Raw genomic sequence first — 12474 nt, 5'->3', positions numbered from 1 at the left:
TTTAGTTCAACACTTAAACCTTAGATTCCAGTTTAATAAATAATATAGGTATTAAAGTTATGTTTCTATATCGATTGGCAGTTTTAGAAATTGAAATATCACAAGAGAAAATATACCTTCATAAAAGTGATTGCTAGATTATGAATTGGATCTTACTCATCATCGCTGGCCTATTCGAAGTAGGTTTTGCCTTTTGCTTGGGCAAAGCAAAAGAAACTTCGGGCAATGAAATGTACCTGTGGTATACGGGTTTTCTACTAGCCCTTTGCATGAGCATGGCGCTATTGATAAAAGCAACGCAAGCATTACCCATTGGCACCGCCTATGGTGTTTGGACGGGCATCGGTGCCGTAGGCACCGTTTTAGTCGGTATTCTGGTTTTCAAAGAACCAACAACATTTTGGAGGTTATTTTTCATTTCAACACTGATCATCTCAATTGTCGGACTAAAGGTCGTTTCGCATTAAATAAATTTGTTATTGTTGGATACTCTGGTAAAAATGGGCTAGTGCGACTAATTTTATTTGGAAGGTTAGAAAAGGTGCAACACAAGCAAAAACCCTAACTTTAGATTTTAAACCGATTTCGATGACCAAAATTTCAAGAAGAAAAGCTATTTCCACTACTCTTTTGGGTTCCTTGGCAGCAATGAGCGGCCATGCTTATGCCAACAGTACAACTCAAAAAAACAAAAAAAATACCGTTCAAAAGCTTCCCGTACGTATAAGCTTGAACTGCTCTACCTTATTGCATTACAAATTACCTGTCGATGTGCAAATCGACTATGTGGCCGATGCCAAATTTGACGGTATTGAATTATGGATGAGCGACATCAGGGCTTATCTCGATAAAGGCGGAAGCACCGATCAATTGAAAAAAAAGTTACAAGACCGAGGTCTAGTTCTTGAAAATATTATCGGATTTTCAAAATGGTGTAGCGACGATGCTGATGAAAGAACAGTGGCATTGGCGCAACTTCGTAAAGAAATGAAAATCACCAAAGAATTGGGTGGCGAATATCTTGCCGCCCCGGTTCAAGGCATTGATAAAATTAATCCTGATCAATATGACGCCTATGCCGATCGCTACAAAGCGATTTTAGAATTGGGCGACGAAACAGGGGTCACCCCCATTTTAGAACTTTGGGGTATGGGCGCCTTGCACAAAGTTTCCGATTGTGCCAAAATCGCTATGGCGACCGGCCACCCAAAAGCGACGGTATTGTTAGATTTTTATCATGTTTACCGAGGAGGAAACGATTGGGGGTCAATAGACCTTCTGAACGGTGCCAAACTTCCGGTTATGCATATGAACGACTACCCTTCTACGCCAGCTTATGATCAATTGACCGACGCTGATAGGGTTTTGGCCGGTGAAGGGGTATGCCCCTTTGACAAAATCATTCCCAAACTCTATGAAGCAGGTTTTCGTGGCGGATTTTCCGTAGAACTTTTCAACAAAACCTACTGGAACACCATGAATGCCAAGGCATTATTAAAAGCCAGTTATGAGACCACCTACTCAATAGTTTCCGACGCACTGGCCGATCATATTTAATGAGCAAACATGCTTGAAAATTTTAAATCATACCTAAACACCCAATGGGGTCTGCCCAACGATGCCATTGAAGAATTATGTAATGGCATTAAAACCAAAAAAGTCGTTAAAGAAGAGTTCCTATTAAAATCAGGTGAAGTTTGTGACCTCACTATATTTGTGGAAAAAGGACTTTTAAGAATGTACGCCCTTAATGAAAAAGGTAAAATAGACATTTTACAGTTTGCTCCTGAAAATTGGTTGGTAAGCGACCGTGGCAGTGTGTATTTCAATGAACCATCGAACTACTATATCGATGCCATCGAAAGCACTACAGTGGTACTTTTAGACCAAAATTTTATAGACCGAATATCACGACTAGGGCCATCGTTCAGAAAATTGAACGACCGGCTATTGCACAACCATATTAGGCATTTGAACAAAAGAGTCAGTCTGCTATTAGGCGCATCGGCCGAAACAAGATACCTGAACTTCATAAAACTATATCCAGATATTTTATTACGTGTTCCCCAATGGATGGTGGCGTCTTACTTGGGCATTGCTCCCGAAAGCCTTAGTCGGGTAAGGCGTGATTTGGCCAAAAACAACTTCAGACCAGGGTAAAAGTCTTTCTTAACATATATCAATGCAAAGGTGCTATAGACAGGCTAAATTTGATACAAATTAAAGACCTTAGATGATGAGCACTAAACAAATAGAATTGGTAGTTCCACCAAGATCACCACAATTTGTAGGTGACGGGTTTCGTGTACAAAGATTTATTCCCAGTAGTTTTAGGTTGACAATGGAACGTATGAGTCCGTTCATTCTGCTGGATTACAATACAAAATTCCATTTTCCACCATCGGAAACGCCAAAGGGCGTAGGGGTTCATCCACATCGTGGTTTTGAAACTGTAACCATTGCCTATAAGGGCGAGGTAGCCCACCATGATAGTGCTGGCGGTGGCGGCGTTATAGGTGAAGGTGATGTACAATGGATGACCGCTGCCTCTGGTGTGCTGCATAAAGAATATCATAGCGAGAAGTTTTCTAAAAATGGAGGTGATTTTCAAATGGTACAATTATGGGTAAATCTTCCGGCTAAAGACAAAATGTCTCCACCGAAATATCAAGCACTGAAACACAGTGACATTAAATCTTACAAAATAGAAGACCAATTAGGCCAAATTGAGGTCATCGCGGGAGAGTATAAGGGTATTAACGGTTCTATTTCAACCTTTACCCCTATTCATATGTTGAATGCTAGATTAAATAAAGGTGGGGTGGCAAAATTTAATTTCCCGTCTGAATTTAATACCGCTCTTTTAGTTATTGAAGGCTCAATTGTAGTTGACAACGAAGAAGTCTCTACCGACCATTTAGTACTTTTTGAAAATGAAGGCGAGAATTTTAAAATTCATGCTAACTCGGATGCCGTAGTCTTGGTGTTAAGTGGAAAGCCCATAGAAGAACCTATCGCAGCTCAAGGTCCCTTCGTAATGAACACTAAGGAGGAGTTGGTTCAGGCCGTCGAAGATTTCAACTTGGGCAAATTTGGGTATTTAGAAGAATAGAATAACTTAAGAAGTGAATTTAAACTCGCAAATATGAAAGTTCAGCAACAAGACAATGGTAACAAAGGCAGCTTCTTTATCGAGCAAGATGGCAAACGTTCTGCGGAAATGACCTATACCTGGGCCGGACCGAATAAATTTATCATCGACCACACTGAAGTCGCGGACCAGTTGAGAGGTAAAGGTGCAGGTAAAAAATTGCTAATGAAGGCTATTGCATACGCCCGTGAACATGAAAAGAAGATTCTGCCGTTGTGTCCTTTCGCTGCCAGTGTGTTCAAGAAAAATTCAGAACTAAGAGATGTACTATAATAAAGTGAATATATAAAACTAGAATACTATGAAAACGATATTACATAAAGCAGATACCCGAGGCCATGCCAACCATGGCTGGTTAAACAGTTATCACACGTTTAGTTTTGCCAATTACCACGATCCTGAACGAATGAATTTTGGCGTACTCAGAGTTTTAAACGACGACGAAGTTGCCGAAGGAATGGGTTTCGGCACCCATGGACATAGCAATATGGAAATTATTTCCATTCCTTTAGAGGGCGACCTAGAGCATAAAGATAGCATGGGAAACACCACCGTTATCAAACAAGGTGATATTCAAGTAATGAGTGCCGGTTCTGGCATTCAACATAGTGAGAAGAATAAAAATAGCGACCAGAAGGTCAAATTTCTTCAGATATGGGTGCTGCCCAATGAAGTAAATGTCACACCTCGATATGGCCAAATAAGCCTTAAAGAATCTGACCTCACCAACCAGTTTTTCCAGATACTATCACCGAATGCCGACGATACCGGTGTGTGGATCCATCAAGATGCTTGGTTTCATCTAGGGCATTTTGACAAGGGGCAATCAACGACCTACTCTTTGAAAAACGGTTCTAACGGTCTTTACATTTTTGTATTAGAAGGTGAGATCGCAGTTGGCGGCACAAGGCTGGCCAGACGCGATGGTCTTGGGGTTTGGGAAACCGATAAAATCGAGTTTACCTTTTTGGAAAATAGTAAAGTATTACTGATGGAGGTGCCTATGGCCAATTAATCGACATATGTTCGCTATATCCGTAATATAAGGATCGAAATTATGATTTGAAAAATGGCGCCTAACTCAGGGCGCCATTTTTCATTCATAGATTTATTCTTCGCATAAAAAATATGCAACTACAACCTATCTTTCTGAATATGAATCAATTCTGACATAAATTGAATCAAAAATTCGATTTATCAGCTTGACAATCCGTATATTTATACCATTCCCCTCCCCGTTGAATCAAAAATTTTATTTAAAATTTCCCACATGGTAATCTATATGTATTCACATAATGTTCCGGGAATCGAGGCAAACCATGATATCATGGCACACCAAAAAGATTTTGGCATTCAAAGTTCGGGTGTCGTAATTTCAGCAATTGCGACCTATTTTGCACAAAGCTTTAATAAGCACGCTAGGATTGCAGGCAAATCGCCCAAAGCCCTTTTTCGCAGGTATATTTTGACAAGGTTAGTGGAGTTGTTGAGCAGCAATTATCACTATGTTTCCAGACCACCTTCGAGGCAAGCTTTAAAAAATATTTTATCAAGTGCTTTCAAGCGGGGTCTGGCCTGTTACCGTCGAGATATTTTAACTTGAACACATAAATTCAAAAACCAATATTATGCCGCTATATATGGACATACACAAGGTCGATTCCGATGACTTTACGGTCGAAGACGTGATAAAGGCTCATATGCAGGATTTGGCCATACAGGAAAGTTTTGGGGTAATACAACGTAAATATTGGGTAAACGAAGAAGATAAAATGGTGTTTTGCCTAATGGAAGGCCCTAATAAGGAAGCCTGCCACAAAACACATGAAGAATCCCACGGCATGACGGCCTGTAATATCATCGAGGTCTCCGATGATGAGTACAACATATTCATGTCTCGCGGTAGCACACAAAAGAATGATTTGGCCTATACAACAGATGGAAATCTCGATACAGGTTTCAGAACTATTATGTTGATCAACACTTCTGACTTTTCTGGAAAATATCGGCATTATATCAATGAGACAAAACGACTGATAGAAAAATTTCGAGGTAAAATAGTACGTCAGCCGAACGATGATGAAACAATGGCATCATTTCTTCTCGCCTCAGATGCAATTATTGCCGCGATGGCCATTGCCAACTTATTGCACACCGTTAAAGATAATTTTGAATACCGGTTGGCGTTGGTAAGTGGTAGCCCGGTTGATGAGGAAGGGGTCGACTTATTCGAACAAACCAAGAAAAAGGTTCACACTCTTTGTTGGATCGGGTTGAGCAAAGTGGTCTACTTAGATGCCATTACGCAAGCGCTTTCTCAAAAAGAATCGAACACACCCAAAGTAAACCATGCGCACGTAAAAATCGTGAACGCCACAGATTTTTCTTTCTGTGAAAAATTGTTCAAAATTCTGAATAGTGAATTCAACAATTCCAGTTTTAAAAGTGATGACCTTGGCCAACTCTTAGGTTTAAGCAAGGCCCAAACGTATAGAAAAATAAAATCACTTACGGGTATGTCGCCCAATACTTTAATTCGTGAAATGCGCCTACGCAGATCTTTAGAAGCCCTAAAAAAGAATGGCAAAACCATCGCAGAAATAGCTTATGACCTTGGTTTTAATAGCCCTACTTATTTTACCCGTGTCTTTAGAAAAAGGTATGACATCTTGCCAACACAGTTTTTAAAGCTTTCAAATACCTCTATTTTATAGGTAACTTACACGATGAGCCATTCGTTTCACTTTTAGAACCAGAAATTACAGAAGAGGTTCAAAAGTGCGAACATTTGAAATAAGACTTACACTTTCCGCCTATATTTCAATGTAGTTTTACAATAGTGAATCGAAGTAGGGTTATTGATAATCTTACTTGTTATACTTCCCCTTGCCATCGTTCCAAATCCGATGTAAATCAAGCATCCAAGATAATGGATCGCCCCCCCAATCAAACAGTATATTAATTTAAAACTATATATCATGAGTAAGTCTTTAATCGGCACACTGTGTATGGGTCTTGCCAGCCTGGGGTTAGCACAAAACCCACAAGAACTACCAAAAGAAGAAAAAATTAACGATACTGCTACTGTAAATCAACAGTATTTAGATAATGTTAGGGGCGGTACCATTTCTTCGCGCGTATTTACTTTGGAAAAGAAGGCATCGAGATACAATATTAAGAAATCACTTTTCTATGGCGATACCGGAGAGGTGAACAAAATCAAATTTTCGCAAGACAACGATAATCTTATGGTTACCTATGGCCTTAATGGTAAAATTCTGTTTACCAGTGAAAGTTATAAAAACCTAATGTTACCAACGGCCGTAAGAAATAGGGTTTATATAGAATATCCGGGTTGCACAATGTTGAACAATACCTATCTAGTTTCTTACCACCATAAAAGGGGAACAAAGAAAATGTACAAAATACAAGTACAAAAAGAGCAATTTAAAAAGACCTTAAGTATCGACACCGAAGGTAATTTATTGTAAATCTAGTATGTAGGGGGCTGTTGATCGCTTCTCGATCTATCAATGGTAAAAAGGATAAGTTATAAGCATTGAACCCCCTCGTACACAAATGGAATATTTTGGGTCTATACCTAGTTTACATTCATAGACAGTGAAAAACTCAAAAAAGTTTTGGTTGGTTCGTGCTTATAATGGCAATTGGTATTTTTAACAGGGAAGGACCTGTTCGACTCTAATTGTATTAGACACCGGCTAACCCAGATGAGACATATGTTTCATCATTAGGTACAAAACTTACATTGTTAAAGGGGTTAGTTATGTAATTTTATGGAAATGAACTATTTGGGTTATTAGTAAACCGAAATGGTTCGAAACTTCCCCCTCCCTTAGTACAGTTTACTGTTGCATTGTGCTTTTAAGTATTAAAATCTTTCAAGCGGAAATGACTAAAACCAAAAATTAAGAGATGTGAAAAACATTGTAACCCTATTTACCTTTTTAACTGTTTTGTTGTTTACCGGTGCATGCCGTAATCACAAAACAAAAGAAACTGTTGTTGAGAAGAAAGCTGTAGAAGTAGCAATTCAAAACCAATCCAATACCTACGAACTTAAGCCGATAGCCATCAATGGTGATACCTTACATTATGTAGATATTGGAAAAGGAGAACCAGTGGTGTTCGTTCATGGCAGTATTGGAGATTATAGAGCTTGGCAAAATCAAATTGATACGTTCGCGAGCAAGTATCGAGTTATTGCATATAGTCGTCGTTACGCATGGCCAAATGCCCAACCGTTATCGGATACACTCGATTATTCTGCAGGACAACATGCGAAAGATCTTGCTCAGCTATTAAAAAAATTAGACTTAGGATCGGCACATCTTGTTGGCCACTCTTGGGGAGGATATACCGTTCTGAAAACAGCCATTGACCATCCAGAATTAGTTTTAAGTATGGTGTTGGGCGAGCCTGCCGTTGCACCTTTAATGGCAGGGTCGAAAGAAGGCGATTCGTTGATTTCAGATATTAATAATACGGTTATTCTGCCTGCCACAAAATTTTTTGCCCAACAACAAAAAGATTCGGCAGTTGCCACTTTTGTAGCAGGAGTAATGGGTAGTAAAGATTTTTATAGTAAGGTGCCACAGGAAATTAGAAATCAGTGGTTGCAAAATACTACTGAATCGGAAGGAGGGTTTATTTCTAAGAATAATTGGACGCCAATATCTACGAATGAAGTCAAACAACTGAATGCTCCCACATTGTTGATTAAAGGCGAACATTCACCACGATTTTTTGGTAAAATCATCGACACATTAGTCACCCTCTTACCAAATAATGAGCTTAAAATATTGCCAAAAGCATCTCATGGGTTGCAAGTAGAAAACCCTGAAGAATTTAATACAATAGTATTCAACTTTTTAGCTAAAAATTAAAAAAAACTTATGGTACACACACAAGAAATTAATAAAGAGGAACTCTTAAAAAAATTAGAAATTATATTCGAAAACTGTGGGAAACGAGCGGCACATTACGATGCCAACAATATGTTTTTTCAGGAAGATTTTGATGAGCTTAAAGAAGCAGGATATCTGCTAATTGCCGTTCCGGAAGAATTTGGAGGCTATGGTATGTTGCTTGACGAAGTAGAGCAACTCACGCGTAAACTAGCTTACCATGCTGCGCCCACGGCACTAGCACTGAACATGCATATTTATTGGACAGGGCTGGTTGCAGACCTATGGCGGGGTGGCGACACTTCGATGCAGTGGCTTTTGGAAGAAGCGGGAAAAGGAAAGGTGTTTGCCGCAGGCCATGGCGAATCCGGTAACGATTCACCGGCAACGTATTCCACTTGTAAGGCTGAAAAGGTCGATGGCGGATATAAATTTACCGGCCATAAAATGTTCGGCAGTCTGTCTCCCGTATGGGATTATTTGGGTTTTCATGGCCAAGACAATAGTGACCCTGAGAATCCGCTGGTTATACATGCCTTTATGCCAAGAGATACGGATAATTATGAAATCAAAAAATCATGGGACGATGTGCTTGGTATGCGTGCCACCCGATCTGACGATACCATTTTAAATGAAGTTTTTGTGCCCAATGAACTAATTGTCAGAAGCCTCCCTACCGGATTTAAAGGTATGGACGGTTTTGTACTCGGCGTTTTTGTATGGGCCTTAATGGGCTTTGCAAATGTTTATTATGGCTTGGCACAGCGTGTATTAGATCTGGTTTTAGAAAAGTTACCGAAGAAAAAGTCAATTTCCTTTGATCGACCCTCAATGGCCTATAATGGTGTAATTCAGCACGATGTTGGTGAAATGGTCATGGAAATTGAGGGTATCGGTCCGCATTTAGATACCATCGCCCGTGAATGGAGTGAGGGCAAAGACTATGGTCCGGCTTGGGGCATAAAAATCGTTGCGGCCAAATGCCGTTCCGTTGAAGGCTCTTGGCGGGTTGTTGATAAGGCTATGGATATTATGGGAGGCTACGGTCTGCTTCGAAAAGCAGGTTTTGAACGTTTGTTCCGCGATGCTCGTTTAGGTAAAATCCATCCAGCGAACGGCTACTTATCCCGTGAATTTCTGGCCAAGGCCATGCTAGGTCTTGATCCCGATTTTCAGCCTAGGTAATCGAATTTTATGCAGCAGAAAATCAAAATAAGAAAGGCTCGAACAAATGATGTAGAAATGGTTTATGCGCTAGCGACTCAGTTAAGTCGATCGGTCACCATTAAAAAAGAATTATTGGAAAAGAATTTTCAAAAATTAGTTCTTGACAAAAACCACCAGATTTTAATTGCAGAGTTTGAAAATGCGATTGTAGGTTACCTATCCGGTTATTTGCATCTAACCATTTACGCTAACGGAAAAACAGCTTATGTCGACGAAATAGTTGTTAACACAAATAATAGGGGAACTGGTGTTGGAAAAAAGTTGATGTTAGAATTTGAAAGAATTTCTAAGACAAATGATTGTGTCTTGATTTCATTGGCTACCTCTAAAGCTAGAGGTTTTTATGAAAATCTAGCTTATTTTTCAAAAGCTGCTTATTATAAGAAATACTTGCATTAGAAGTGTTGATGGTTTACTACCCAGTTTCTAAGTAACCATTGTTCTATAGGTGAACCTCTCGATTAAATAGACATAGAATGAAATACGTTAAGACCAACTAGAGTGAAAATGAATAAAAAAACATTTAGACTAGGATGTAAAACTCAAACACGTTAATGCGTGCTCAGGTTGATTAAGGGGACGACCGTATGTTTCAATCAATTACCTAAAGGAAAGTACTTCCACCGACATTAATGGGTTAACCAGTTACAGTTGCCATTGTCCACATTGGGGATATGATGGCCGAAATTGGAAGGTAGTACTACTTCTATTTCTAGCCCCCTTTAAAGATAATAGTATGCATCGGTATTTAATCAAATATCTGAAGGGGATTACATTGCTCCTATGGCTTCCACTTTCTTCACAGCAGGCAATTATAACTGGGCAAGTAATTGATGCTCAAGACGAAGTAATGGCATTTGCCCATGTGCTTTTATTGCAGCATCACGACTCCGTAATGATTAAGGGAGTAACCACTGATACGAAAGGCCGTTTTAAGATGGAAGAAATTGCGATAGGAAACTATGTGCTTAACATTTCATTATTGGGTTTCGAACCGTATTTCAAATCAGTATCTATCAACGATTCCAAAGAACTCTCTATGGGAACCATCCAGTTGACAACTATGGATCAGCAATTACAGGGCGTTCAAGTGGTAGGCCAAAAAGCGCTGTACCAACAAAAAAGCGACAGATTGATACTCAATGTAGGGTCGCAGCCCACTTTTAGCGGCAACAATGCGCTACAAGTACTGCAAAAGGCACCGGGAGTAATTGTGCAGGAGAATTCGAACAGTATAAGCGTAAACAATAAGGGCGAAGTATTGATTATGATAAACGATAGGGTCTCTCGTATACCCAAAGCTAATTTGATACAGCAGTTAAAGGGAATGCGGGCCGAAAACATTGACCGTATTGAGCTCATACATCAGCCCGGGGCAAAATACGATTCCGATAATGCCTCCGGAATTATTCATATTGTTATGAAAGAAAATAACACCTATGGTCTTAACGGAAACGCAAGCCTCACCGTCGGTATGGGGCAACGCGAAAAGTTTAACGGCAGTACCGACCTGAATTATCGTAACAATCGCATAAATATTTATGGTAATGTAACCGGATTTCATAACAGAATGCCCAAGGCGACGGTAAACCATTATAGAAATTATGAATATCAAGGAGATAATTATTACTACGAGAACAAGTTGAGATTTGAAAACCCCGCCAATAATTCGTTAGGTATTACAGTAGGTGCCGATTTTGAAATTGATAAAAATAATATTGTCGGGGGGCTTTTTGGATATTCGAGAAACAATTTGAGAGGCCATAATTTTTCCAGTATATCTAAAGGCACTGTTAATGCGGTACCGTATACCGAATCACAATTTCTACTTGACATAAATAATCCGAATCGCAACACCTTCATCAATCTTAATTATTTTCGAAAAATTGGTGCTAATAGTTCCCTAAATATTGATGTAGACAGGGTGATACTAGGTGTACAAAACACTTCAGATTTAAATAATCTTAATTCTGAAGAAGCTATTGAAAAAACTACTGCCAATCGTGAATCACAATTTAAAATTAGCACGGTCAGGGCAGATTTTGAATGGAAAAACCAAGCGGGCAACAAGCTGGAGACGGGTGTTAAGGGCACCTTTAACAACTCCAATACCGAATCACTGATCCAGAATAGAATAGCAGATATTTCAGGGGATGACGAAGCATTCTCTACGAACGATGATATTGCCGAAAAGGTCTTGGCTGCCTATGCTTCCTTTTACCAAAAATGGAACGGAAAATGGGAAAGTAATTTAGGCCTTCGACTAGAGCATTATAATTATGAACTCGATGATACCTCGGGAGAGAGCGACTTTAGCGTTACTTATAACAATCTCTTTCCGGTCGTCAGAACAAGTTACGCTATTGATTCTACCAAGTCGCTTACTTTATCTATGAACCGACGAATCGAACGCCCGTCCTTTTTTCATTTAGCCGGTTTCTATTTTTTAATAGACCCTTCACTGTTTGTCAGTTCAAACACACGCATTAGACCATCGTTTACCAATGCGGCAAGATTGGCGTACAATCATAATTCTCTTCTGATTGCTTTTGAAATCAATAGGGCCAATGGAACCATCGCATTTTACAACACCGTTGATAAGGAAAGAGGCTTGCAGACCAGTATGCCCATTAATTTTGACCGAATGGATGGGTACTTGTTGAATATAAGCTTCCCGATAAAAATTAGTGAAATCTGGAAAATGAACTGGAATTTAGATGGTGCCTACAAAAAAGTCAAAGATTCATCGAACAGGCCCTTGCCATTTGAAAAAGGCATTTTCACCATTACGGCACAACTTACCAATATTTTTAAATTGAGCAACTCATGGACCGCCAACATCGACGGCAGGTATATGAGTCCGCACATAGACGGAGACCAAGTGCAGTACATACACCACTATATCAACTTTGGGGTGAGCAAAAAATTCAAGAACGAAAGCTCAATAACGTTCAGCGTACAAGACATCACGGCCACAGGCGGTATAGATGAATGGGAATATGACCAACCCGAATTGGGGATAAATACTTATGGTAAAAATAATTTTTCGGAAAGGGTCTTTCAGTTGACCTATTCCTTCCCGTTCGGGAATCAAAAAGTAAAGGAAAAAAGAAATCGGAAGACAGGTTCGCAGGAAGAGCGTGATCGCATGTGAAATCATTCTTTTTG

13 protein-coding genes are annotated in these 12474 nt (G+C 39.6%); all 13 read left to right on the top strand.

Annotated features, from left to right (window positions below; translation table 11 throughout):
* Window positions 1-140: 140 nt before the first annotated feature.
* Complete coding sequence (locus tag IV512_RS17565; RefSeq protein ID WP_209405754.1) at window positions 141-467, top strand: multidrug efflux SMR transporter; 327 nt, start codon at window positions 141-143, stop codon at window positions 465-467.
* Window positions 468-588: 121 nt separating this feature from the next.
* On the top strand, window positions 589-1557 hold the full coding sequence (locus IV512_RS17560) for a sugar phosphate isomerase/epimerase (RefSeq protein WP_209405752.1): 969 nt from the start codon (window positions 589-591) through the stop codon (window positions 1555-1557).
* A gap of 9 nt (window positions 1558-1566) precedes the next feature.
* Window positions 1567-2160, top strand: a complete 594-nt coding sequence (locus IV512_RS17555; protein ID WP_209405750.1) for a Crp/Fnr family transcriptional regulator — start codon at window positions 1567-1569, stop codon at window positions 2158-2160.
* Window positions 2161-2236: 76 nt separating this feature from the next.
* Complete coding sequence (locus tag IV512_RS17550; RefSeq protein WP_209405748.1) at window positions 2237-3112, top strand: pirin family protein; 876 nt, start codon at window positions 2237-2239, stop codon at window positions 3110-3112.
* 33 nt (window positions 3113-3145) lie between these two features.
* Window positions 3146-3424, top strand: a complete 279-nt coding sequence (locus IV512_RS17545) for a GNAT family N-acetyltransferase (protein ID WP_209405746.1) — start codon at window positions 3146-3148, stop codon at window positions 3422-3424.
* Window positions 3425-3452: 28 nt separating this feature from the next.
* On the top strand, window positions 3453-4166 hold the full coding sequence (locus tag IV512_RS17540; protein WP_209405744.1) for a pirin family protein: 714 nt from the start codon (window positions 3453-3455) through the stop codon (window positions 4164-4166).
* Window positions 4167-4421: 255 nt separating this feature from the next.
* Window positions 4422-4754 (top strand): hypothetical protein, encoded by a 333-nt coding sequence (locus IV512_RS17535; RefSeq protein ID WP_209405742.1) that lies wholly within the window; start codon window positions 4422-4424, stop codon window positions 4752-4754.
* Window positions 4755-4779: 25 nt separating this feature from the next.
* On the top strand, window positions 4780-5865 hold the full coding sequence (locus IV512_RS17530; RefSeq protein ID WP_209405740.1) for a nickel-binding protein: 1086 nt from the start codon (window positions 4780-4782) through the stop codon (window positions 5863-5865).
* A 264-nt stretch (window positions 5866-6129) separates the two neighbouring features.
* Complete coding sequence (locus IV512_RS17525; RefSeq protein WP_209405738.1) at window positions 6130-6642, top strand: hypothetical protein; 513 nt, start codon at window positions 6130-6132, stop codon at window positions 6640-6642.
* Between the two features lie 447 nt (window positions 6643-7089).
* Complete coding sequence (locus IV512_RS17520) at window positions 7090-8058, top strand: alpha/beta fold hydrolase (RefSeq protein ID WP_209405736.1); 969 nt, start codon at window positions 7090-7092, stop codon at window positions 8056-8058.
* Window positions 8059-8067: 9 nt separating this feature from the next.
* On the top strand, window positions 8068-9264 hold the full coding sequence (locus IV512_RS17515) for an acyl-CoA dehydrogenase family protein (protein WP_209405734.1): 1197 nt from the start codon (window positions 8068-8070) through the stop codon (window positions 9262-9264).
* A 9-nt stretch (window positions 9265-9273) separates the two neighbouring features.
* Window positions 9274-9705: a GNAT family N-acetyltransferase gene (locus tag IV512_RS17510; RefSeq protein WP_209405732.1), complete on the top strand. Its 432-nt coding sequence runs from the start codon at window positions 9274-9276 to the stop codon at window positions 9703-9705.
* 337 nt (window positions 9706-10042) lie between these two features.
* Window positions 10043-12460, top strand: a complete 2418-nt coding sequence (locus IV512_RS17505) for an outer membrane beta-barrel family protein (protein WP_209405730.1) — start codon at window positions 10043-10045, stop codon at window positions 12458-12460.
* Window positions 12461-12474 lie beyond the last annotated feature (14 nt).

The sequence above is a fragment of the Pseudozobellia sp. WGM2 genome, from assembly GCF_017810075.1.
In the GTDB taxonomy this organism is placed as follows: Bacteria; Bacteroidota; Bacteroidia; order Flavobacteriales; family Flavobacteriaceae; genus JADNYK01.
This window is presented reverse-complemented; position numbering and strand designations above follow the sequence as displayed.